At 70.9% G+C, this 23,672-nt stretch carries 20 protein-coding genes; 6 read left to right on the forward strand and 14 right to left on the reverse strand.

From position 1 onward, the window contains the following. Positions 1-66 precede the first annotated feature (66 nt). Positions 67-1,443 carry a 4-aminobutyrate--2-oxoglutarate transaminase gene (gabT, locus tag JNB61_RS15860; protein WP_220290746.1) on the reverse strand — a complete coding sequence of 459 codons (1,377 nt, stop codon included), beginning with the start codon at positions 1,441-1,443 and terminating at the stop codon, positions 67-69. 93 nt (positions 1,444-1,536) lie between these two features. On the opposite strand from gabT, the gene JNB61_RS15865 reads away from it, so the two are divergent. Together JNB61_RS15865 and JNB61_RS15870 are read left to right on the forward strand one after the other, a co-directional pair. Continuing rightward, the gene (locus tag JNB61_RS15865; RefSeq protein ID WP_220290748.1) at positions 1,537-3,066 is read left to right on the forward strand and encodes a PucR family transcriptional regulator; all 1,530 of its coding nucleotides are present in this window, start codon (positions 1,537-1,539) and stop codon (positions 3,064-3,066) included. Positions 3,067-3,154: 88 nt separating this feature from the next. After that, positions 3,155-4,546, forward strand: coding sequence for an NAD(P)/FAD-dependent oxidoreductase (locus JNB61_RS15870; RefSeq protein ID WP_220340243.1), 1,392 nt, complete (start codon positions 3,155-3,157; stop codon positions 4,544-4,546). A 123-nt stretch (positions 4,547-4,669) separates the two neighbouring features. On the opposite strand, the gene JNB61_RS15875 is transcribed toward JNB61_RS15870, so the two are convergent. After that, on the reverse strand, positions 4,670-6,148 hold the full coding sequence (locus JNB61_RS15875; protein WP_222855484.1) for a helix-turn-helix transcriptional regulator: 1,479 nt from the start codon (positions 6,146-6,148) through the stop codon (positions 4,670-4,672). A gap of 207 nt (positions 6,149-6,355) precedes the next feature. On the opposite strand from JNB61_RS15875, the gene aceB reads away from it, so the two are divergent. Together aceB and JNB61_RS15885 are read left to right on the forward strand one after the other, a co-directional pair. Next, positions 6,356-8,020: a malate synthase A gene (gene aceB, locus JNB61_RS15880; RefSeq protein ID WP_374226644.1), complete on the forward strand. Its 1,665-nt coding sequence runs from the start codon at positions 6,356-6,358 to the stop codon at positions 8,018-8,020. 112 nt (positions 8,021-8,132) lie between these two features. After that, positions 8,133-9,728, forward strand: a complete 1,596-nt coding sequence (locus JNB61_RS15885; RefSeq protein WP_220290751.1) for an isocitrate lyase — start codon at positions 8,133-8,135, stop codon at positions 9,726-9,728. A 74-nt stretch (positions 9,729-9,802) separates the two neighbouring features. Here JNB61_RS15885 and JNB61_RS15890 read toward each other — a convergent pair whose 3' ends face one another. The 5 genes from JNB61_RS15890 to JNB61_RS15910 all read right to left on the reverse strand — a co-directional run bounded on the left by JNB61_RS15890 (position 9,803) and on the right by JNB61_RS15910 (position 13,944). Then, positions 9,803-10,438, reverse strand: a complete 636-nt coding sequence (locus tag JNB61_RS15890; RefSeq protein WP_220290752.1) for a response regulator — start codon at positions 10,436-10,438, stop codon at positions 9,803-9,805. Next, positions 10,435-11,697, reverse strand: a complete 1,263-nt coding sequence (locus tag JNB61_RS15895) for a sensor histidine kinase (protein ID WP_220340244.1) — start codon at positions 11,695-11,697, stop codon at positions 10,435-10,437. Before JNB61_RS15895 ends, JNB61_RS15890 begins: the two co-directional genes overlap by 4 nt. Positions 11,698-11,727: 30 nt before the next feature. Next, positions 11,728-12,594 (reverse strand): ABC transporter permease, encoded by an 867-nt coding sequence (locus JNB61_RS15900; RefSeq protein WP_220340245.1) that lies wholly within the window; start codon positions 12,592-12,594, stop codon positions 11,728-11,730. Further along, complete coding sequence (locus JNB61_RS15905) at positions 12,591-13,484, reverse strand: ABC transporter ATP-binding protein (RefSeq protein WP_220340246.1); 894 nt, start codon at positions 13,482-13,484, stop codon at positions 12,591-12,593. The genes JNB61_RS15900 and JNB61_RS15905 overlap by 4 nt, the downstream gene beginning before the upstream one ends. 121 nt (positions 13,485-13,605) lie before the next feature. Beyond that, complete coding sequence (locus JNB61_RS15910; protein WP_220290760.1) at positions 13,606-13,944, reverse strand: hypothetical protein; 339 nt, start codon at positions 13,942-13,944, stop codon at positions 13,606-13,608. A 151-nt stretch (positions 13,945-14,095) separates the two neighbouring features. On the opposite strand from JNB61_RS15910, the gene JNB61_RS15915 reads away from it, so the two are divergent. After that, positions 14,096-15,298 (forward strand): pyridoxal phosphate-dependent aminotransferase, encoded by a 1,203-nt coding sequence (locus JNB61_RS15915; RefSeq protein ID WP_220290762.1) that lies wholly within the window; start codon positions 14,096-14,098, stop codon positions 15,296-15,298. Positions 15,299-15,633: 335 nt separating this feature from the next. On the opposite strand, the gene JNB61_RS15920 is transcribed toward JNB61_RS15915, so the two are convergent. From JNB61_RS15920 to JNB61_RS15945, 6 genes are all read right to left on the reverse strand, one after another. Next, positions 15,634-16,770 (reverse strand): UDP-N-acetylmuramate dehydrogenase, encoded by a 1,137-nt coding sequence (locus JNB61_RS15920; protein ID WP_220340247.1) that lies wholly within the window; start codon positions 16,768-16,770, stop codon positions 15,634-15,636. Between the two features lie 3 nt (positions 16,771-16,773). After that, a complete protein-coding gene (locus JNB61_RS15925; protein WP_220340249.1) occupies positions 16,774-17,187 on the reverse strand; it encodes a MaoC/PaaZ C-terminal domain-containing protein in 414 nt (137 codons plus the stop codon). Next, positions 17,184-17,633 (reverse strand): FAS1-like dehydratase domain-containing protein, encoded by a 450-nt coding sequence (locus JNB61_RS15930; protein ID WP_220340251.1) that lies wholly within the window; start codon positions 17,631-17,633, stop codon positions 17,184-17,186. Before JNB61_RS15930 ends, JNB61_RS15925 begins: the two co-directional genes overlap by 4 nt. A 9-nt stretch (positions 17,634-17,642) precedes the next feature. After that, entirely contained in the window at positions 17,643-18,482 is an 840-nt protein-coding gene (locus JNB61_RS15935; protein WP_220340253.1) for a sulfite exporter TauE/SafE family protein, read from the reverse strand. Next, positions 18,479-19,192: a DUF2510 domain-containing protein gene (locus JNB61_RS15940; protein WP_220290771.1), complete on the reverse strand. Its 714-nt coding sequence runs from the start codon at positions 19,190-19,192 to the stop codon at positions 18,479-18,481. Before JNB61_RS15940 ends, JNB61_RS15935 begins: the two co-directional genes overlap by 4 nt. A gap of 87 nt (positions 19,193-19,279) precedes the next feature. Next, on the reverse strand, positions 19,280-21,466 hold the full coding sequence (locus JNB61_RS15945) for a copper-translocating P-type ATPase (RefSeq protein ID WP_220340296.1): 2,187 nt from the start codon (positions 21,464-21,466) through the stop codon (positions 19,280-19,282). Between the two features lie 268 nt (positions 21,467-21,734). On the opposite strand from JNB61_RS15945, the gene JNB61_RS20550 reads away from it, so the two are divergent. Beyond that, positions 21,735-23,117, forward strand: coding sequence for an alpha/beta fold hydrolase (locus tag JNB61_RS20550; protein WP_308291282.1), 1,383 nt, complete (start codon positions 21,735-21,737; stop codon positions 23,115-23,117). Positions 23,118-23,138: 21 nt separating this feature from the next. On the opposite strand, the gene JNB61_RS15960 is transcribed toward JNB61_RS20550, so the two are convergent. Next, positions 23,139-23,633 (reverse strand): GNAT family N-acetyltransferase, encoded by a 495-nt coding sequence (locus tag JNB61_RS15960; RefSeq protein WP_220340254.1) that lies wholly within the window; start codon positions 23,631-23,633, stop codon positions 23,139-23,141. Positions 23,634-23,672: the final 39 nt, after the last annotated feature.

Genomic DNA, 23,672 nt, shown 5'->3' on the forward strand with positions numbered 1-23,672 from the left:
GTCATTCATTGCGCACGAGAACGGATGCTGCGGCCGCGGCGAGCGCGGCGGCCGCAGCATCCGTCATCAGTTGTCGGCCAGCGCAGCGGCGACGACGTCCAAGCCCTCGTGGAGCAGGTCGTCGGTGATCGACAGCGGCGGCAGGAAACGGATCACGTTCCCGTAGGTGCCGCAGGTGAGCACGATGACGCCCTGTGCGATGGACGCCTTCGCGACGGCGGCGGTGAGCGCGGCGTCCGGCTCACCCGTCGCCGGGTCGACGAACTCGGCGGCGATCATGGCGCCGTGGCCGCGTACGTCACCGACGCGCGGGTCGGCGCCCTGCAGGTCCTGCAGCCGGCCCTTCAGGATGGTCTCGATCTCGCGGGCGCGCTCGAGCATCCCGTCGTTCTCGAACACGTCGATCGCGGCGAGCGCCGCGGCGCAGGCGATGGGGTTGCCGCCGTACGTTCCGCCGAGGCCGCCCGCGTGCGAGGCGTCCATGATCTCGGCCCGGCCCGTCACGGCCGCCAGGGGCAGGCCCCCGGCGATGCCCTTGGCGGTCGTGATCAGGTCCGGCACGATGCCGAACAGGTCGCTCGCGAACATCTCGCCCGTGCGGGCGAACCCGGTCTGGATCTCGTCGGCGATGAACACCACGTCGTTCGCGCGGCACCACTCGACGAGGGCGGGGAGGAACCCGTCGGCGGGAACGATGAAGCCCCCCTCGCCCTGGATGGGCTCGATGATGATCGCGGCGAGGTTGTCGGCGCCGACCTGCTTCTCGATCATCGAGATCGCCTTCTTGGCCGCCAGGCCCCCGTCGAGCCCGTCGCGGTAGGGGTATGACAGCGGGGCGCGGTAGATCTCCGATGCGAACGGGCCGAAGCCGCTCTTGTAGGGCATCGACTTCGCGGTGAGCGCCATCGTGAGGTTGGTGCGGCCGTGGTAGCCGTGGTCGAACGCGACGACGGCCTGCTTGCCGGTGTACTTGCGGGCGATCTTGACCGCGTTCTCCACCGCCTCGGCGCCCGAGTTGAACAGGGCGCTCTTCTTGGCGTGGTCACCCGGGGTGATGCGGTTGAGCGCCTCGGCGACCGACACGTACGAGTCATACGGGGCGATCATGAAGCACGTGTGGGTGAACTGCGCGACCTGCTCCTGCACCGCCGCGACCACCTTCGGGTGCGCGTTGCCGATCGTCGTCACCGCGATGCCCGAGCCCAGGTCGATGAGCGAGTTCCCGTCGGCGTCGACGATGACGCCCCCGCCGGCTGCCACGGCCTGCACGGGCGCGGTGTGACCGACACCCGCGGCGACGGCATCTGCCTTGCGGTCGAGGAGCTCCTGCGAGCGGGGACCGGGGATGCTGGTGACCAGGCGGCGCTCCTGCGGAAGCGTCGGACCGCCGAGAGGCGTCTCGGCCTGGAGGATCGTGCTCTGCGTGTCGGCTGCGCTGCTCATGCTGGGGAGCGTATGTGGTGGCCGGGAGCCACCGCACCCTCCCGGGCGTACATTCTGTCCGGCCTGCTGTACGAGCCGTACACTCGGAGCATCATGGACGCCGACGCCCCCACTCTTCGCGCCCTCCTCGCCCGGCGCGATCTCAAGCTCTCCCTCGCCGGCGACGACCACGAGCCGTCCGCTCTCGACCGCGCGATCCGCTGGGTGCACAGTTCGGATCTCGCCGACCCGACGCCCTTCCTCTCCGAGGGGCTCGTCCTGCTCACCACCGGCACCCAGTTCCCCCACGGCGACGACGCCGACGCGGCCGCGGTCTACCGCTCGTATGTGCATCGGCTCGCGACGCGAGGGATCGTCGGCCTCGGCTTCGGCACCGAGGTCGTGCGCGACGGCATCCCTCCTGCTCTCGTCGAGGCGTGCCGCGAGGAGCGGATTCCACTGTTCGAGGTGCCGTACCGCACTCCCTTCATCGCCGTGGCCCGGGCCAACGCGGAGGCCATCGCCGCCGAGGCGTACGCACGGCGCAGCTGGGCGCTGGCCGCGCAGCGCGCGATCGCCCTGGCGGCGCTGCGCCCCGACGGGCTCGGTGCGACCGTCGCCGAGCTCGCGAAGCAGCTCGACACGTGGGTGGGCATGTTCGACGCCGCCGGCGAGCTGTCACGGGAGCATCCCGCCGGCGGCCTGGACTCCGACACCGCCGCGGCGTTGCAGCGCGAGGTCACCGGTGTGCTTCACCGCGGCGCGCGCGCCGGGTCCTCGCTGCACATCGGCGACACCCCCTTCACCCTGCAGACCCTCGGCCGCGGCGGGCACCTCCGCGGCGTCATCGCCATCGCGGCCGGAGACCTCGACCAGGAGGGACGCGTCGTCGTCACCGCCGTCATCGCGATGGCGGGCCTCGCGCTCGAGCAGCAGCAGGGCCTCGGCCGCGCGCGCAGCGCGCTGCGCGCCGGCCTCGTGCAGTCGCTGCTCACCGGCGATCCCGCCCTCGCCCGCCGCACCTCGCGTGAGCTGTGGGGCCCGCTCCCCTCCGCTCCCGTTCTCGTGGGGATCACGGATGCCGCGGCCGCACGCGTCGACGGCATCGCCGAGCTGCTCGAGCTCTGGGCCGACGAGCGGCGCGGCGCCCTCTTCTTCGGTCGGGGCGAGGACGGCCTCGTGCTGGTCGTGCCCGCCGATGACCGCTCGAGCGTCGACGAGCTCGTCGCCCGCTTCGACGTGCGCGTCGGCCTGTCGGACCCGACCGGCTACGACGCCTTCGCCGCCGCGCTCGGGCAGGCGCGCGTCGCCCGGGACCGCGGCATCCGTCCCGTGACGCAGTTCGCGGAGGTCGCCCGCGCCGGTGTGCTGTCCGCGCTCACCGACGAAGCCCGCGCGCTGGCTCATGCGGAGCTCGCCCCGCTGTACGACCACGACGCCGCCCAGGGCACTCACCTCGTCGAGACGCTGAAGGTGTGGCTCGATGAGGACTGCTCCCACGAGGCATCCGCTCAGTCCCTCGGCGTGCACCGCCACACCGTGCGCACCCGACTCGCTCTGATCGAGCGCGTGCTGAGCCGCGACCTCGCGTCGTTCGCGACCCGCGCCGAGCTGTGGGCGGCGCTCCGCGCCCTCGACTCCTGACCCCCGCTCGGTCAGAGCGTCCCGGACGAAGGCTCGACGGGACGATCTGCGTCGCACCAAGACCCGCCCCGCACGGCAGGATGGGCGCATGGGTGAGCCCGCGGTGTCCAACGGCGACGCGTCGTGGTGGTGGCGGAGCCTCGGGGGCACGCCCACGCCGCGCGCCGCGCTGCCGGGCGACACCGATGTCGACGTCGCCATCGTCGGCGGCGGCTACACCGGCCTGTGGACGGCCTACTACCTCAAGCGCGCGCAACCCGACCTGCGCGTGGTCGTGCTGGAGCAGCGGTTCGCGGGATTCGGGGCGTCCGGTCGCAACGGCGGGTGGCTCACCAACACGGTCACCGGGGGGCGCGAGCGCTACGCCGCGACGCACGGCCGCGACGCCGCGATCGCGCAGCAGCGTGCGCTCAACGATGCAGTCGACGAGGTCATCGCCGTCGCCGCGCGCGAGGGTGTCGACGCCGACATCGTCAAGGGAGGCGAGTTCGGCGTCGCCCGCACGCCCGCCCAGCTCGCGCGCCTGCGCGCGTCCGTCGCGACGGAGCAGGCCTGGCCGCACACGGATGTCGAGATGTGGGATGCTGCGGCCGCAGCATCCCGTATCCGCATCGCCGGAACGCTCGGCGCCGCATGGCACCCGCACTGCGCGCGGGTGCACCCGACGAAGCTCGTGCGCGGGCTCGCCGAAGCGGTCGAGCGGCTCGGCGTGCCCGTCTACGAGCAGACCCGCGTGCGCGAGATCGCCCCGGGCCGGGCGATCACCGACCGCGGCACGGTGCGCGCGACGCATGTGCTGCGCGCCACCGAGGGCTTCACGGCCGACCTCCGCGGCGAGCACCGGACCTGGCTGCCGATGAATTCGTCCATGATCGTGACCGAGCCGCTGCCCGGCCGGATCTGGGATGCCGTCGGCTGGGACGGCCGCGAGACGCTCGGCGACTTCGCCCACGTGTACATGTACGCCCAGCGCACCGCCGACGACCGCATCGCGTTCGGCGGACGCGGAGTGCCCTACCGCTACGGCTCGCGCGTCGACGCCGACGGCACGACGCAGGCGCGCACGATCGCCTCGCTCACAAGGCTGCTGAGGGAGTTCTTCCCCGATGCCGAGGGCGTGCCGATCGCGCACGCCTGGGCGGGCGTGCTCGGGGTGTCGCGCGACTGGTCGGCCGCCGTCGTGCATGACCGCGCGACGGGGCTGGGCTGGGCCGGCGGGTACGTCGGCACCGGCGTCACGGCGACGAACCTCGCGGGCCGCACGCTCGCGGACCTCGTGCTCGGGCGCGACACCGCCCTCACCCGGCTCCCGTGGGTGGGGCACCGCAGCAGGCGCTGGGAGATCGAGCCCCTGCGGTGGACCGCCGTGAACGCGATCTACGCCGCGTACCGGATGGCGGACCGGGCCGAGGCATCCCGATCCTCCGACCGCACCGCGTGGCCGGCGCACGTCGCCGATGTCGTCGCCGGCCGCCACTGACCGCTTTCGATCGCATCGCGTTGTCCGCATCAGGAGATGCGGCCTACGCAGGACGATGCGCGCGGAAACATCCTGCCTTCGCCAGATCTCCTGATCTGGGAGACAGCCCGGAGAGCGGAGTGCTCAGCGCGGGGCGTGCGCCTCGAGGAACTCGTACACGTCGGTGGTGTCGACGCCGGGGAACGAACCAGTCGGGAGCGTCGCCAGCAGCGTGCGGGGCGTGCGCACGTTCGGCCACGACTGCTCGCGCCATGCCGCCTCGAGCTCGGCCGGCGCGCGGCGGCAGCAGACCTCGACGGAGTGCTTCGACACACCGCGGTTCGGGGTGTCCCGGCCGAGGAACCACCGGGTGTCGTCGAAGCGCACGCCGACGCTGATCGAGTGCGCGCCCTCGCTCGAGAGCTCGACGCGGGCGGTGCACCAGTAGGTGCCGTTGCCGGTGTCGGTGTACTGGTAGTACGGGTTGAAGTGGTCGTCGACGTCGAAGACGACGCGCGAGGTCCACTTGCGGCAGCACATCTGGCCTTCGATCGCCCCGAGGCGGTCGGTCGGGAAGTTGACGTCGTCGTTCTCGTAGACCTTGGTGATGACGCCCGACTCGTGCACCTTGAGGAAGTGCACGGGGAGGCCGAGGTGCACCGTCGCGAGGTTGGTGAAGCGGTGCGCGGCAGTCTCGTACGACACCGAGTAGGCGTCGCGGAGGTCCTCGATCGAGATGGACCGGTCCTTCTTCGCCTCCTGCAGGAACGGCACCGCGTGCGCCTCGGGGATGAGGAGGGCCCCCGTGAGGTAATTCGTCTCCACGCGCTGCCGGAGGAACTCCGCGTACGAAGTGGGCTCGCGGTGGCCGAGGATGCGGCTCGACAGGGCCTGCAGCACCGCGGTGCGCGGGTCGCCCTTCGTCGTGAGCCGGCTCGAGAGGTACAGCCGGCCGTTCTTGATGTCGGCGACCGACCGCGTGGTCTGCGGCAGATCGGGCACGTAGTGCAGGGTGAAGCCCAGGTGCGCGGCGATGTCCGACGCTGTGCGCTGCGTCAGGGGGCCGCCAGGGTGGTCGACCGCGTCGAGGATGCGCCGGGCCTCGAGCTCGAGCTCGGCGAAGTAGTTGTTCTGCGTGCGCATGAGCTTGCGCAGCGCCACGTTCGCCCGGCGGGCCTCCTCGGGCGTCGCGGCCCGCTCGTCGCGCAGTCGCTCGATCTCGCCCTGCAGCGCCAGCATCGCCTTGAGGGCCTCGGTCGGCACCGTCTTGCCGATGCGGAACGGCGGGATGCCGAGCGCCTGGAACGTCTGACCGCGCATCGCGCGCTCGAGCGAGATCTCCAGGGTCGCGCGCTCGTCGAGCGGCTCGGACTCGAGGATCGCATCGATCGACGAGCCCAGCGCCCGCGCGATCGACTGCAGCAGCGTGAGCTTCGGCTCGCGGCGCCCGTTCTCGATCATCGACAGCTGACTGGGGGCACGGTCGACCGCGGAGGCGAGCTCTTCGAGCGTCATGCCGCGGTCGGTCCGCAGCTGCCGGATGCGGCGGCCGATGGTGAGGGGGTCCACCTCATCATCGTGCGGGACTTCACCGCGCACATCGGAGGTCAACGTCGTCGTCATGCGGCGATTCTGTCACGAAAGCAGAAATACACGAAAACTTCACACCCGATTTCGTCGGGTCGGACCCTGAACTTCACACCAGAGTGGTCTCACGACCTACCGCCGATCCACTCAGAACGCGGATCAACGGATGCCTCGACCCGGCGCACACGCAGGGCAGAGCCATCCCCTACACACTCCACGCACTGATCACAGGAAGGCAGGACCATGACACCTGCGACCGCCACCCCGATGCGTACGCGCACCGGCCCCATCCCCACCCAGACCCAGGAGCCCTCGATGGAGATCTCCGGGCGTCTCGCACCCCGCTACGACGAGATCCTGACTCCTGAGGCGCTCGCGTTCCTCACCGAGCTGCACCACCGCTTCGGCGCCCGCCGCCACGACCGGCTCGCCGACCGCATGCGCCGCCGCTTCGAGATCGGCAACGGGCACGACCCGCAGTTCCGCGACGACACCCGCCACATCCGCGAGGACGCGGAGTGGAAGGTCGCCGGCGCCGGCCCCGGCCTCGAGGACCGCCGCGTCGAGATCACGGGTCCGACCGACCCGAAGATGACGATCAACGCGCTGAACTCCGGCGCGAAGGTGTGGCTCGCCGACCAGGAGGACGCCACGAGCCCCACCTGGAAGAACGTCATCGAAGGGCAGCTGAGCCTGCGCGACGCCATCCGCGGCGAGCTCTCGTTCACGAGCCCCGAAGGCAAGCGCTACGAGGTCACCGCGACCGAGACGCCGACGATCGTGATGCGCCCGCGCGGGTGGCACCTGCCCGAGCAGCACATCCGCTTCACCGACCGCACGGGCCGCACGATGGCCGCGTCGGGTTCGCTCGTGGACTTCGGGCTGTACTTCTTCCACAACGCGAAGCAGCTCATCGCCAACGGCCGTGGCCCGTACTTCTACATCGCCAAGCTCGAGTCGAGCGAAGAGGCGAAGCTGTGGGACGACGTGTTCACGTTCAGCGAGCAGTACGTCGGCATCCCGCACGGCACGATCCGTGCGACCGTGCTGATCGAGACGCTGCCGGCCGCCTTCGAGATGGAGGAGATCCTCTTCGAGCTGCGCGACCACATCGCGGGCCTGAACGCGGGTCGCTGGGACTACATCTTCTCGATCATCAAGAACTACCGCGGCCGCGGGGCGCGCTTCGTGCTGCCCGACCGCAGCGAGGTCACGATGACGGTGCCGTTCATGCGGGCGTACACCGAGCTGCTCGTCAAGACCTGCCACAAGCGCGGCGCCTTCGCGATCGGCGGCATGAGCGCCTTCATCCCGAACCGCCGCGATCCGGAGGTCACCGAGCGTGCCTTCGAGAAGGTGGCCGCCGACAAGAAGCGCGAGGCCGGCGACGGCTTCGACGGCACGTGGGTGGCGCACCCCGACCTCATCCCGGTGGCCCGCGCGGAGTTCGACGCGGTGCTGGGCGACCGCCCGAACCAGCTCGACCGCCAGCGGCCCGAGGTCGAGGTGGCGGCGTCCGATCTGATCGATGTCCACATCGGGCGCCCGATCACGGCGGCCGGCGTGCATGGCAACGTGTCGGTGGCGATCCGGTACATCGAGGCGTGGCTGCGGGGCCTGGGCGCCGTCGCCATCGACAACCTCATGGAGGATGCCGCGACCGCCGAGATCAGCCGCAGCCAGGTGTGGCAGTGGATCCACCAGGACCGCACCACCGAGGACGGCACCCCGATCACGCGCGAGCACGTCGAGGGCCTGATCACCCAGGTGCTGGACGAGGCGGACCGCCGCGAGGGCGACCGGTTCGACGACGCCGCCGAGATCTTCCGCGAGGTCGCCCTCGGCCAGGACTTCCCGGCGTTCCTGACGCTGCCCGCCTACGCGAAGTACCTCGTCGAGACCGACTGACGAGGCATCCGTGTCCCGATCTCCGTCGCACAACACCGCTGTTGACGGAGATCGGGACCGGAACCCCATGAGTCGGGACACGAACACCCCCTACCACTCGAAGGAGACGACAATGACCGCCTACCAGGACGACATCGAAGCCATCCGGGCGCTCAAGCAGCAGCACGGCTCGAGCTGGGATGCCATCGACCCCGAGTCCGCGGCCCGCATGCGGGCGCAGAACCGGTTCCGGACCGGACTCGAGATCGCCCAGTACACGGCCGACATCATGCGCCGCGACATGGCCGAGTACGACGCCGACTCGTCGGTGTACACCCAGTCGCTGGGCGTCTGGCACGGCTTCATCGGGCAGCAGAAGCTGATCTCGATCAAGAAGCACCTGAAGAGCACGAACAAGCGCTACCTCTACCTCTCGGGGTGGATGGTCGCGGCGCTCCGCTCGGAGTTCGGCCCGCTCCCCGACCAGTCGATGCACGAGAAGACGGCGGTGCCCGCCCTCATCGAGGAGCTCTACACGTTCCTGCGCCAGGCCGACGCCCGCGAGCTGGATCTGCTCTTCACACAGCTCGACGACGCGCGCAGCGCCGGCGACGACACCGCGGTCGAGTTCATCCAGTCGCAGATCGACAACTACGAGACCCACGTGGTGCCGATCATCGCCGACATCGACGCCGGCTTCGGCAACCCCGAGGCCACGTACCTGCTCGCCAAGAAGATGATCGAGGCGGGCGCGTGCGCCATCCAGATCGAGAACCAGGTGTCGGACGAGAAGCAGTGCGGCCACCAGGACGGCAAGGTCACGGTTCCGCACGAGGACTTCATCGCGAAGCTCAACGCGGTGCGCTACGCGTTCCTCGAGCTCGGCATCGAGAACGGCATCATCGTGGCCCGCACCGACTCGCTGGGCGCCGGCCTCACGCAGAAGCTCGCCGTGACGCACGAGCCGGGCGATCTCGGCGACCAGTACAACTCGTTCCTCGACGTCGAGGAGATCTCGGACGCCGACCTCGGCAACGGCGACGTCGTCATCAAGCGGGACGGCAAGCTGCTGCGCCCGAAGCGCCTCGCGAGCAACCTCTACCAGTTCCGCCCCGGGACCGGCGAGGAGCGCGTCGTGCTCGACTGCATCACGTCGCTGCAGAACGGCGCCGACCTGCTGTGGATCGAGACCGAGAAGCCCCACGTGGAGCAGATCGCGGGCATGGTCGACGCGATCCGCGAGGTGATCCCGAACGCGAAGCTCGTCTACAACAACAGCCCTTCGTTCAACTGGACGCTGAACTTCCGTCAGCAGGCGTACGACCAGCTCGCGAAGCAGGGCGAGGATGTCTCGGCCTACGACCGCGGCGACCTGATGAGCGTCGAGTACGACGACACGGAGCTCGCGCGCCTGGCCGACGAGAAGATCCGCACGTTCCAGCGCGACGGCTCGGCTCGTGCCGGCATCTTCCACCACCTCATCACGCTGCCGACCTACCACACGGCCGCCCTGTCGACCGACACCCTGGCCAAGGGCTACTTCGGCGACGAGGGCATGCTCGCGTACGTGAAGGGCGTCCAGCGGCGCGAGATCCGCGAGGGCATCGCCACGGTCAAGCACCAGAACATGGCCGGAAGCGACATCGGCGACAACCACAAGGAGTACTTCGCCGGCGACGCCGCCCTCAAGGCGGGCGGCCAGCACAACACGATGAACCAGTTCAGCTGACCTGCATCGAAACGGATGCCTCGGCCCGGCGCACGCGCGCCGGGCCGAGGCATCCGTCGTCTCGGCCGTCCACACTACGTGAGCAGTCCGCGCTCCATCGCGAGCGTCACCGCGCGGGTGCGGTCCGCGACACCGAGCTTGTCGAAGATCTTGAGCAGATGCGTCTTGACGGTCGACTCGCCGATGCCGAGCGCCACCGCCACCTGTTTGTTGCTGTGGCCGGTGGCGACGAGCCGCAGCACGTCGAGCTCCCGCGCCGTGAGCGAAACCGCGTCGGGCTCCGGGCGACGCATCCGCTCGACGAGGCGCACGGCGACCTGTGGCGAGAGCGCAGACTGCCCCGCGGCGACGGAGCGGATTCCCGCCACGATCTCGGCCTGCGGTGCGGCCTTCAGAAGGTATCCCGAGGCGCCTGCCTCGATCGCGGCGAGGATCTGGTCGTCGGATTCGTAGGTCGTGAGGATCAGGACCCGCGGTGGCGGGTCGCCGGCCTCTCCCCCGGCTATTCGGGCGGTGGCGTCGACGCCGTCGACGTGCGGCATGCGCAGGTCCATCAGCACGACATCGGGACGCGTCGCCGCCGCGAGGCGCACCGCTTCGTCGCCGTCGCATGCCTCGGCCACGACCTCGAAGCCGGGCTCGTCCGAGAGCAGCCCCGCGAGACCGGCGCGCACCACCGGGTGGTCGTCGGCGATGAGCAGCCGGATCACGCGCGGTCTCCCTTCGTCCGCACGACCTCGTCCGCCGCATCGCCGGTCGTCGGCAGCACGGGGAGCGACTCCGCCGCGGCGTCCGGTGCGTCATGCGACACCGTGGGAAGCCTGATCGTCAGCGTCGTGCCCCTGCCCGGCGCCGAGGCGACCTCGAACGCGCCGGCGGCGAGGGCCACGCGCTCGCGCATTCCCTCCAGCCCGAAGCCGCGCCCCGGCGGCGACACATCGAAGCCTCGTCCGTCGTCGCTCACCTCGAGCACCGCGGCGCCGCCGGCTGAGACCGCCACCCGCACGGCCACCTTCGCGGCGCCCGCGTGCTTGGTCACATTGGACAGCGCCTCCTGCAGGCAGCGCAGCAGCACCACCTGGGCCTCGCGGTCGAGTTCACCCTCCACCCCGGCGGTGTCCAGCGCGATGCGCGCTGCCCCGTGTGCACGGAAACGCTCGATGAGACGCTCGACCGCGGCGCCAAAGGCCGGCTCGCGGGGAACGGCCGCCGTGCGGGCGACAAGGGCTCGGGATTCGGCGAGGGCGTCGCGCGCGACCTGCTCGACCGCCGCGATCGTGGTGGCCGCAGCATCCGTCTGCCCCTCCCTCGACTGCCGGCCCGCCCGTTCGGCGAAGATCACGAGACCGGCGAGGGTCTGCGCCAGGGTGTCGTGAATGTCGCGGGCGAGACGCTCGCGCTCGGCGGACGCGCCGCGCTCGCGGCTGAGGGCCTCGACCTGGGTCTGCGCCGCGGTCAGCTCGGCGAGCAGTCGCTCGCGCTCCTCGCCGTATTCGGCGATGCGCGCGATCCACAGTCCGATGGCGATCGCGAACGAGAGAGAGAAGACCGCGGTGGTCCCGCCGGCGAGCAGGGAGTCTATGCTCGGGCCGTACCCGAAGCTCGCCCCGACGAAGACGCTCCCCGCGATGACCGCCGAGCCGCCGACCCCTCGACGCCGGGAGTCGCCGATGACCCACACCAGGGGGTACGCCAGAGTCTGGAGCATCGCCATGAACGGCGCCGCCCCCGCACCGATCCCTGCGGCGACGGCTGCCACCGACAGGAACGCGGGGTATCGCCACGCCGCGCGCGGCGGCTCGACGGCGTCGCGGCCGATCAGGGCGTACCCCAACGCGAACAGCACGAGCGCCCCGAGCGCGATCGCCGTGCGGACGGCGGTGGCCGGCGGGAAGAGGAAGACCAGCGCGATGGCGATGACGGCCGACACGATCGACACGATCGCGTCCCATCCGCGCTTCGTCAGCATGGTCCCTCCTCCCCGCGGCTCACCGGCAGGTTACGCGTCGCGCCGGATCCACCGGAAGGTGACGCGCGAGAGCACCAGACCCACGATCAGCCAGACGCCGAGGGCGATCGCGACCCCGGTGAGGTTCCACTCGCCGTTCTGCTCCAGTGTCGCGTACGCGTCGGGGAGGAACACGGCACGCATGCCCTGGGCCATCCACTTGAGCGGGAACAGCCCGGCGATGTTCTGCAGCCACTCGGGAAGCTGCGAGAACGTGAGGTAGACGCCCGAGATGAACTGCAGCGCAAGAGCGATCGGCACGACCACGGCGGTCGCGCTCTTCGCGGTACGCGGCACGGACGACAGCGCGACACCGAGCAGGGCCGACGTGGTGATGCCCAGGACGAACACCCACGCGAACGTCGCCCAGCGTGCAGGCTCCGTCGGCAGTCCAACGCCGAGCACGGTGGATGCGAACACCAGCAGAAGCGCGGACTGCAGAACCCCCGTGACCAGCACCTGGCCGATCTTTCCGATGAAGTAACTCACCGGCGACAGCGGCGTGCCGCCGAGTCGCTTGAGCATGCCGTCGGACCGCTCGATCGCGATGTCCATCGCGAGGTTCTGGAACCCCGAGAGCAGCAGGCCTGCGGCGATCATGCCGGGCAGGTACAGCTCGGCCATCGAGATCGGCGGCACCCCGGGCGCGATCTGCACGTCGCCGTCGGATCCGAACGCGACGCTGAACAGGCCCAGCATGAAGACCGGGAAGAGGAACGTGAAGAACAGCGTGTCGCCCGAGCGGAAGTACTGCATCAGCTCGAATCGTGTGCGCCAGACGCCCACGCGCATGACGTTGCGACGCGCGCGACGCCGACCGATGCCCGCCGCACGGGGCTTCTCGACGGTGGCGCTCATGCCACCGCTCCCTTCTTGTCGGCGGCCACACCCGCGGCCGCATCGGTGGTCGTCTCGCCGACCATCTCGAGGTAGACGTCCTCGAGGCTGGGCCGCACGATCTCGAGCTCGGCCGGCGCCTCACCCAGCCGCGCAGCCAAGGCGGTCGCGAATGTGAAGGGGTCGTCGGAGCGCTCGTGCCGCAGCATCCCGTTCTCCACCCAGCGCACGATCGGAACCCGCGCAGCCTCGCCGCCGAATCCCGCGACGGGACCGATCGCCTGCAGTCGCCCGGCGGCGATCACCGCCACGCGGTCGGCGAGCTGCGCCGCCTCGTCGAGGTAGTGCGTCGTCAGCACGATCGTCGTGCCCTCAGCCTGAAGGCGCCGGATGAGCTCCCAGAACTCGCGACGCGCGTGCGGATCGAAGCCTGTCGTGGGCTCGTCGAGGAAGAGCAGCTCGGGCCGTCCGATGATGCCGAGGGCGACATCGACGCGTCGCTGCTGCCCGCCGGAGAGCTTCGAGATGCGCGTCTTCGCCTGCGCCTCGAGGCCGACCGCCGCGATCACCTCGTCGACGTCGCGCGGATCCGGGTAGAAGCCGGCGAACTGCCGCAGCTGCTCGCGGACCGTGACGAGCCCGGACTGGCCGGTCGACTGGAGCACGATGCCCAGTTGCGCCTTGAGGTCCAGGCCGCCCGTGGCGGGGTCGACGCCGAGCACCTCGACCTCGCCTCCCGTGCGCCGCCGGTACCCCTCGAGGATCTCGACGGTGGTCGACTTGCCGGCGCCGTTCGGCCCGAGCAGGGCGAACGTCTCGCCGCGCGCGATATCGAACGACACCCCGTCGACGACTGTGCGATCACCGTACGTCTTGCGCAGGTTCCGCACCCGCACCGCTTGTGTCTGCATGCTTCCAGCGTCGCGGAGGACGGATGCCGACCCCAGCGGTCATCCGCAGGAGAAGGCATCCCCCATTCGGTGGATGCCGTCATCCACCCTGGCTCCCGGCGGGGAGCGGAACGCGATCGGGTCAGTGGCCGTGTGCGGCCGTCACCGACACGGGGACCGGAGCCGCCGCGCCCGCCGCCTGCTCCTCGGCGCGCAGCAGTCGCTGACCGCGGATGCCTCCCGCCAGCGCCCATGCGAGCAGCCACACCCCCGAGACGACGGTGACGATGAACGAGACGCGCAGCCCTACGTCGGGGTCGAGCAGCAGCACGAGGCTGATGAGGGCGACGAGGCCGCCGAGGATCGCGCCCGTGGCGCCGATGATGGTCAGCGCACAGCCGCGCGCGAGCCACCAGGCGATCCCACCGGCGATGACGAGCACGATGGCGAGCACGACGGCTCCCCAGATCCAGGCGTCCACGACGCACAGGCTACCGCTGCAACGTGCCGATCCGGAAGGGCGCTTACCAGTCGGACGTTCCGTCGTGTCGCGCCCGCATCGCGCACATGCGCGCTCCGCGAGCGAGCGACAGGCGGCTGAAACGTCGTGACACGCCGACTACGCTCGAAGCGTGACCGAACGCGCACCGCTCTCCCGCAAGCTCTCCGCCATCGCCGAGTCCGCGACCCTCAAGGTCGATGCCAAGGCGAAGTCGCTGCAGGCCGCCGGCCGGCCCGTCATCTCCTATGCGGCGGGCGAGCCCGATTTCGCAACCCCCCAGTTCATCGTGGACGCCGCCGCCGAGGCGCTGCACAACCCCGCGAACTTCCGCTACACGCCGGCGGCAGGGCTCCCGGTGCTGCGCGAGGCGATCGCCGCGAAGACCCTCCGGGACTCCGGCCTCGAGGTCGATCCGTCGCAGGTGATCGTCACCAACGGCGGCAAGCAGGCCGTCTACCAGGCCTTCCAGACCGTGGTGAACCCGGGCGACGAGGTGCTGCTGCCCGCACCGTACTGGACGACGTACCCCGAGGCGATCGCCCTGGCCGACGGAATCCCCGTCGAGGTGTTCGCCGGCGCAGACCAGGACTACAAGGTGACCGTCGAGCAGCTCGAAGCAGCGCGCACCGACAAGACGACGGCTCTGGTGTTCGTGTCGCCGTCGAACCCGACAGGCTCGGTCTACAGCCTCGAGGAGACCGAGGCGATCGGCCGCTGGGCCCTCGAGCACGGCATCTGGATCATCTCCGACGAGATCTACCAGAATCTCGTCTACGAAGGCACGCGCGCCGTCTCGATCGTGGAGGCGGTTCCGGATGCCGCGGCCCAGACGATCCTCGTCAACGGCGTCGCGAAGACCTATGCCATGACCGGCTGGCGCCTGGGCTGGATGGTGGGACCTGCGGACGCCATCAAGATCGCCGGCAACCTGCAGTCGCACCTGTGCTCGAACGTCAACAACATCGCGCAGCGCGCGGCCCTGGCGGCGCTCACCGGTCCCCAGGACGAGGTCGAGCAGATGCGCCAGGCGTTCGACCGCCGCCGCCGCACGATCGTCGCCGAGCTGGCGAAGATCGACGGCGTCGAGGTGCCCACGCCGCTCGGCGCCTTCTACGCCTACCCCGACGTGCGCGGCCTCCTCGGCCGCGAGTGGGCGGGGGTCACGCCCACGACCTCGCTCGAGCTGGCCGACCTCATCCTCGAGAAGGCCGAGGTCGCGGTCGTCCCCGGAGAGGCCTTCGGTCCGTCCGGCTACCTGCGCCTGTCGTACGCCCTGGGTGATGAGGCGCTCCTCGAGGGCGTGCAGCGCCTGCAGCGCCTGTTCGCGTCGTAACGCGCACAGCACTTCGGAACGCGGATGCCTCTGGCCGAGGCATCCGCGTTCGTCCTCTGTCGTCAGGTCCCGGGGGTTTGGGGCGCACCCGGTGCGCTCGGGGCGCATCCCGTGCGCCCCGAACGCGCGCCGTACGCCCCGAACCGGAAGGGGGACGGATGCTGCGGCCCGAGGCATCCGTGTACCGCCCGCCCGTCGGCATCCGGCTTCCGCGTCACCCACTGGCCACCATCGGGTTTGGGGCGCGTCCCGTGCATTCGGGGCGCGCGCCGTGCGCCCCGAACGATCGCCGTGCGCCCCGAATCACCAGGGAGAACGGATGCCGCGGCCCGAGGTCAGAGCTCGACGTTCACCAGGACGGGTTCAGGCTGAAGGATGAGGCCGAACTCGGACTGCACGCGCCCCTGGATGAAGCGCGCGAGCTCGGCGAGCTCTGCCGCGGTCGCCTGCCCCCGGTTCGTGAGCGCCAGTGCGTGCTTGGTCGACAGTCCCGCGCGCGAGCGGGGCAGCTTGAATCCCTTGCGTACGCCGGCGTGCTCGATGAGCCAGCCGGCGCTCACCTTCACGTCGGACTCGACGGTGGTGGGCGGCGGCACGTAGCCGTCGAAGTTCGCGAGCGGGATGACGAGCACCGGGTCGAGGTCGGGGTGCACCGGCCAGCGCGGGCACGCCTCGGGGAGCGTCCGGGCGAAGGATGCCGAGACCACCGCGTTCTGGAAGAACGACCCGGCACTGTACGTGTCGGGGTCGTCGGCGTCGAGCACCATGCCCTTGGCTCGGCGGGTCTCGAGGATGCGGTCGCGCACCCACGCGAGGGTCACCTCGTCGTCGGGGCCGAGCCGCAGCGCCGTGCGCAGCTGGTCGCCGGCGATGCGCCGGGCGCCCTGGCCGATCTCGGGCAGGTCGAGCGTGACCGAGAGGATCACCGCGCGCCGTGCGGGCGCCGAGCCGTAATGGTGCTTGAGCACCGAGGTGCGAAAGCCCAGCCCGAGTTCGGCGGCCGGCACGGTCGAGACCTCGCCGGTCGATTCGTCGAGCAGCTCGACCTCGCTCAGCGTCTGCACGATCTCCTGGCCGTACGCGCCGATGTTCTGCACCGGCGCGGCACCGACGGTCCCGGGGATCCCCGACATCGCCTCGACGCCGCCGAGCCCTTCGGCGACCGCGAACGCGACGAGGGCGTCCCAGTCGTGACCCGCCTGGACCTTGAGCCGCACGCGTCCGGGCACGGGCGACGGCATCCGTTCGATCCCGTTCGTGAGCACGCGCACCACGGTGCCGTCGAAGGGCTCGTCGCCGACGAACAGGTTCGACCCGCCGCCGAGCACGAGCCACTGATCGCCAGAGGCCCACACCTCACGCAGCGCGTCGACGAGCTCTGCCGTGGTGAAGGCGTCGATCATGCGCGCGGGCAGGCCGCCGGTGCGCAGCGTCGTGAGCCGCGCGAGTGGGACCGAGGTCACTTCGGGCATACGTCAGACGGTCCGGACGCGCGCCTGCGCCTTGACCAGCACCGTGTTCCCGTCGAACGACACGGTCAGGTCGATCCGCGCCGACTCGTCGTCGACGGCGCCGACCTTCGCGACGACGGTGACGTCGGCGCCGGTCTCCGGGTCGACGACGACGGGCTTGGTGAAGCGCACGCCGTACTCGAGGATGCGGCCGGTGTCACCGACCCAGGACTCGATCGTGCCGACGGCCAGGCCCATCGTGAGCATGCCGTGGGCGAGCACGCCGGGCAGGCCGACCGCGGCCGCGACGTCGTCACGGTAGTGGATGGGGTTGAAGTCTCCGGAGGCCCCGGCGTAGCGCACGAGGGACTCACGGCTGAGGTGCACGGTGCGCTCGGCGACGACGTCGCCGACCGTCAGGTTCTGAGGCGCGCTCATTCGTCGCCCTCCCCCACGAGCAGGACGGACGTGGCGGTGACGACATGGCCGCCCGCAGCATCCGTGATCTCCGACTCGCTCGTGACCATCGCGGCGGCGCCCATCGCACGGATGCCGGTGACCGACAGCTTCGCGGTCAGCTCGTCGCCGGCCACGATCGGACGCGAGTAGCGGAACCTCTGCTCGGCGTGAAGGACGTTCTGCAGCACGATGCCCGAGTCGGGCTCGCCGAGAAGCTGCTGGAGCGTGGCGTCGGTGACGACGATCGCGAAGGTCGGCGGCGCGACCACGTCGGCGTAGCCGAGAGCCTGCGCGGCGGTGGGATCGGTGTGCTGGGCGTCGTCGGCGAAGACGGCGCGCGAGAACTCGCGCACCTTCTCGCGGCCCACGAGGTAGGGGGTCGTCGGCGGGAAGTCGCGGCCGACGAGCTCGGGGTTCACTGGCACCAGGCCATCCTACCGAGCGGGCTCCCCCGGCTCGGCCGGGCCGGTCACCGGGCGAGCGCGCCCGCGCCACGCGCGAAGGCCCATCTGCACCGCGATGATCACCAGGTACGCGGCGAACAGCATGTTGCCGACGAAGGGGTCGATGAGTGTCGCCGCCCACGCCCCGAGTGCGGTCGTGGTGCACGCCGCGACGCCGACGGTCACCGCCGCGACGAGGTCGACGTTGCGCCGGCGGATGTTGCCGACCGTGCCCGAGACCGCCGTCGGGATCATCATGAGCAGCGACGTGCCCTTGGCGACGAGGTCGCTGGTGCCGAACAGCACCATGAGCGCGGGAACCACGATGATGCCGCCGCCGACGCCGATGATTCCGGACAGGATGCCGGTGACCACGCCCAGCACAACGAGCAGGGCGCCGCTCAGCCACGTGAGGGAGAGTTCGGCGTCGCGGGACGGGATGACGATGAACAGGCTCACGATGACCGCGGCGAGGAAGCCGACGAACGCCCACCGCAGCACCGTCAGCGGAAGGCGCGGGAGCAGCCACGTGCCGATCTGGGCCCCGACCACGGCGCCGGCGGCGAGCAGCAGCGCGGGGATCCACGCGACCGAGCCGTGCACGGCGTACGAGATGACGCCGACCGCCGCGGTGGGCACGATCGCCGCGAGCGACGTCCCGGCGGCGAGGCGCTGATCGAAGCGGAGGAAGAGCACAAGGAACGGCACGATGACCGTGCCGCCGCCCACTCCGAAAAGGCCTGACAGCAGACCGGCGAGCAGTCCGATGCCGACGCAGGCGAGGATGAACCGGGCGTCGCGAGGAGGGCGCGCCGTCTCGGGCGGGGTCATTCCGAGTACAGGTAGTCGATCAGCCACTCGCCGTCGGACTCGACCAAGGTGTATTCGTAGACCTGGGCGCCTTCGGTGGGCTCGGCGGGCTCGCCGTTCTCGTCGACGAGGGCCGTGTAGGTCTCGTTGGTCGTCACGGTGATCTCGTCGCCGACGGTCTCCACGTCGGTGATGTTCACCGTGTAGTCCTCGATGCCGGTGCTGAAGGCCGCCGCCTGATCGGCGAAGGCGGCGCAGTCGCCGAGGTCGGAGCTGGTGCGGAACTGCTCGGTCGTGGCGGCGACGAGCTTCTCGCAGTCGCCCTCCTGCCACGCATCGTCGTAGAGGCCGACGGTCGCGACCGCCGCGCGCTCGTCGTCGGACTGGCCGGCGCTGTTCGCGGTCGACGCCGACAGGAGCAGCAGCGGGATGACGACGGCCGCGGCGATCACGATGCCCAGCAGCACGACGCCGAGCACGACCCATACGATCCACAGCTTGGACTTGCTGCGCGGCTCGGTGGCCGCAGCGAAACCGCCTCCGGCCGCCGCGTTCGCGTCGACCGCGCGCGGCTGATCGAACCCGAGCCCGCCGGCCAGGATCTCTGCCTCGGTCGGCGCCGGCGAAGTCTCCGCATCGGGCTGCGCGACGTGCTCCGTCCACTGCGCGCCATCCCACCAGCGCATCGCGCCGTGACCGTCGTCATACCAGCCGGGAGGAGTCGTCGTCATCCTCAAACCCTATCTCCGCCACCTCTCGGGGCACGGACGACGGATGCTGCGGCCCGGCCGTGCGGGTCGCAGCATCCGTGTCAGGGGTCAGCGATCGAGGACGACGCGGGCGCTGCGCTCGGGGCCGAGATCGAGACGACGCAGCAGCTGGGCGTTCAGGGCCACCACGACCGTAGACAGCGACATCAGGATCGCGCCGACCGACATCGGCAGGACGAAGCCGACCGGGGCGAGGATTCCGGCGGCGAGCGGCACCGAGATGAGGTTGTACCCGGCCGCCCACCAGAGGTTCTGCGTCATCTTGCGGTAGCTCGCACGCGACAGCTCGATGACGGAGAGCACGGAGCGAGGGTCGCTCGAGGCGAGGATCACGCCGGCCGATCCGATGGCGACGTCGGTTCCGGCGCCGATCGCGATGCCCACGTCGGCCCGTGCGAGAGCGGGCGCGTCGTTGACGCCGTCCCCCACCATCGCGACCTTGAGGCCCTCGCCCTGCAGCTCGGCCACCTTCCGCTCCTTGTCTTCGGGCCGGACGCCCGCGAACACACGACGGATGCCGAGCGCCTCGGCCACCGACTGGGCGACAGGTTCGGCATCGCCCGTGATCATCACGACCTCGACGCCGAGCTTGTGAAGCGCCTCGACGGCCTCGCGCGACTCGGAACGGATCTCGTCGGCGAGCGCCAGCCCGCCCACCACGGCGCCGTCGCGCACGACGTGGAGCACGATCGCGCCCTGGTCGCGCCACGTTCCGGCGGCCGCGATATCGCCGGCGCCGACCTCCTCCAGCAGGCGCGGGCCGCCGACCCGGACGACGTGCCCGTCGACCGTCGCGGTCACGCCGACCGCCGGCGACGACTGGAAGCCGGAGGCGGAGGCGAGCGCGATACCGCGCTCCAGGGCGGCGCGGACGATCGCCTTCGCCAGCGGGTGCTCGCTGTCTGCCTCCGCGGCCGCGGCGAGCGCCAGCACGCCGGCGGCATCGAGGCCGGTCGTCGCGGCCACGTCGACGACCGTCGGCTCGCCCTTCGTGAGGGTGCCCGTCTTGTCGAAGAGCACCGCGCCGATCATGCGCATGCTCTCGAGGGCGAGGCGGTCCTTCACCAGCACGCCGCCGCGCGCCGCGCGCTCGGTGGCGATCGACACCACGAGCGGGATCGCCAGGCCGAGTGCGTGGGGGCACGCGATCACCAGCACGGTGATGGTGCGCACGACCGCCTCGTCGGGCAGTCCGAACGCGGTCCACACGATCGCGGTGAGTGCGGCGGCGATCAGGGCGAACCAGAACAGCCAGCCCGCAGCCCGGTCCGCCAGGCGCTGTGCGCGCGAGGTGGAGTTCTGTGCTTCGGCGACGAGCCGTTGGATGCCGGCGAGGGTGGTGTCGTCGCCGGTCGCGGTGACCTCCACCCGAAGCCCCGAGTCCGTCGCGACGGTGCCGGCGGTGACGTGGTCGCCGACGCCGCGAGCGACCGGACGGGACTCGCCGGTGACCATGGACTCGTCCATGTCGGCGGCGCCGTCGACGATGCGCCCGTCAGCCGGAACGCTGCCCCCGGGGCGCACCACCACGACATCGCCGAGACGCAGCGCGGACGGAGCCACCACGACGATGCGGTCTCCCTCCACGCGCTCGGCCTCGTCGGGAAGCAGCGCCGCGAGCGAGTCGAGCGCCGACGTCGTCTGTGCGAGTGAGCGCATCTCGATCCAATGGCCGAGCAGCATGATCACGATGAGGAGGGCCAGCTCCCACCAGAACTCGAGTTCGTGATGGAGCAGCCCGAGGCTCGCTCCCCACGAGGCGATGAACGCGACCGTGATCGCGAGCCCGATGAGCAGCATCATGCCGGGCTTGCGCGCACGCAGCTCCGACACGGCGCCCGACAGGAAGGGCCAGCCGCCCCAGAAGAACATGACCGTGCCGACGAGCGGCGAGATCCAGCGGACCCACGGCGCGTCGGGCAGTGTGTAGCCGAGCACCATCGCGAACATGCCCGAGAACGCGACGACCGGGACCGCCAGGGCGAGATTGATCCAGAAGAGCCGGCGGAAGCGCGCGACGTGGTCGGCGCCGTGACCGGCGTGACCTCCGTGGCCCATGTGCGCGGCGTGGTCGGCGTGCGCAGCATCGTCGGAGCGGGCGCCGTGGTCAGCGTGATCATCATGCGCGGCGTGGTCGCCGTGGTCGGTGTGGGCCGCGTGATCGGCGTGCGCGCCATGATGTGCGTGGGCTGCTCCCTCGGCCCCGATGGTGGCTTCGGTCGCGGTGGGGCTCATGACCTGATGCGGTGAGTGCTCGTGCTCGCCGTGGGCGGCGTGCTCGTTCGCGGCGTGGTCGTGCGCGGCGTGGTCGTGGTGGCGATGCGGATCGGTCACGATGCTCTCCTCGTCCGAAGTACGTTTCCGTTATACCCCCTAGGGGTATCAACTGCAATCGATCCTGCGGCCCCCTTATTCCGTTCAGACCTCGATTTCCCGCCGGCCCGTGGCGGATGTCGGCGGGGCGCGCGACACTGACGTCATCCCGGAGTCGCGAGGAGCACGAATGGACATCATCCTGGTCGCAGGCCTGTGGATGGGCGGATGGGCGTGGTACGAGGTGGCGCCGGCCCTCGAACGAGCGGGGCACCGGCCGGTGCCGCTGACCCTTCCCGGCATGGGGTCGGCGGATGCCGACCGCTCGGCGATCACCCTGGCCGACCACGTCGCGGCGGTCGTCGCCGCGATCGACGAGGCACCCGGCGAGAAGGTCGTGCTGGTCGGGCACTCGGCCGGAGCGGGCATCGTCTACGCGGCGGCCGACGCGCGCTCCGACCGCATCGCCCGGATGATCCTCATCGGCGGCTTCCCGACCGCCGACGGCGACCCGCTGCTCGACGGCTTCGCGACGCAGGGCGGGGAACTCCCCCTGCCGCCGTGGAGCGAGTTCGAGGACGCCGATCTGCGCGACCTCGGCGAGGGTGGCATGGCCGCGTTCCGCGCGTATGCCATTCCCTCGCCAGCGGGGGTGGTATCCGGCATCCAACGCCTGAGCGACGACCGCCGACTCGACATCCCCGTCACCGCTGTCGCGACCGAGTACACCGTCGCGGACCTGCAGGGCTGGATCGAAGCCGGGGCCCCGCCGGTGCGGGAGTTCGCGCGCCTGCGCGACGTGACGTATGTCGATCTGCCGACGGGACACTGGCCGCAGCTGACACGCCCGCAGCAGCTGGCCCGTATCATCCTGGCGCAGCCGCCGCTGGGCGACGGCACCATCCTCCCCGAGGTCCAGACGATCAGCCCTGTCGCCTTCCACGAGTCCGCGGGCGTCGAGGACTGGCGGGTCCTGTACTGGGGCGCCCACGCCTTCTTCCGCGCCGAGTCGCTCTCCCACGGGGCGCGTCTGGTGGCAGAGGTCGCCGCGATCGCCGAGCGGCTCGAGCACTACCCCGACATCGACCTCCGCCCCGAAGGCGTCTTCGTCAAGACCTTCAGCCGGCGCGACGGCGCGCTGAGCAGCACGGATGCCGAGCTCGCGGCATCCGTCTCATCGGCAGCCCGCAACCTCGGCCTCGAGGCCGACCCGTCCGTTCTCACCGTCGTCGGCATCGCCGTCGCGCAAGGACCCGACGCGCACGTCCGACCCTTCTGGAGCGCGGCGCTCGGCTATGAACCGCTCGGCGCCGAGGACGCGATCGACCCTCTGCGCCGGAATCCCCACGTGTGGTTCCACCCGCTCGCGCCGCCGAAGGCCGGCCGCGGGCGCACGCACATCGATATCTCGGTGCCGCGCGACCAGGTCGAGGCGCGGGTGGCAGCGGCGCTCGCGGCGGGCGGGCGCATGGCCGACGACTCCCACGCGCCGCAGTGGTGGACACTGACATCGCCCGACAACCATGGCGTCGACATCGCGGCGTGGACAGACGATTCGGATTTCTCGGGCTGAGCGTCTCTGTGCGACGGCCGGTCACCTCAGCATGCGCACGTCGATGATCGAGGGCACCATCGGGTCGGTCTGCTCGGCGCCGTCGAACTCGAACCCGTTGCGACGGTAGAAGGCGATCGCGCGCGGGTTCTCCTTCGCAACCCACAGCACCGCCGGCCCGCCCTCCAGCACCGCGTCGAGCAGCGCCTGCCCGGCTCCGCCGCCGTGATCGGCGGCCGCGACGTAGAGCATGTAGAGCTGGCGCTCGCGCGGCGGCGCCGCTCCGTCGAACTCAAGGCCCGGCCCGGAGGTGGCGAAGCCGATGATGCGCCCCTCGCTCTCGGCGATCCAGACGCGCCACTCGGCGCGGGGGTTGTCGAGGATGCGGGTCCACATACTCCGTCGCCCCTGCACGAATTCGTCGTCGAAGAAGCCGGCAGGCAACAGGTGCGTGTACGTCTCTCGCCACGTCGCCACGTGCAGCGCGGCGATCTCGGCCGCGTCGCGCGGCCCCGGCACGCGCAGAGTGAACGTCATGCCGTCATCCTGCCAGCGGCCGCGGCGTGCGGACAGGTG

It is taken from the genome of Microbacterium ureisolvens (assembly GCF_019511645.1).
GTDB lineage: Bacteria > Actinomycetota > Actinomycetes > Actinomycetales > Microbacteriaceae > Microbacterium > Microbacterium ureisolvens_A.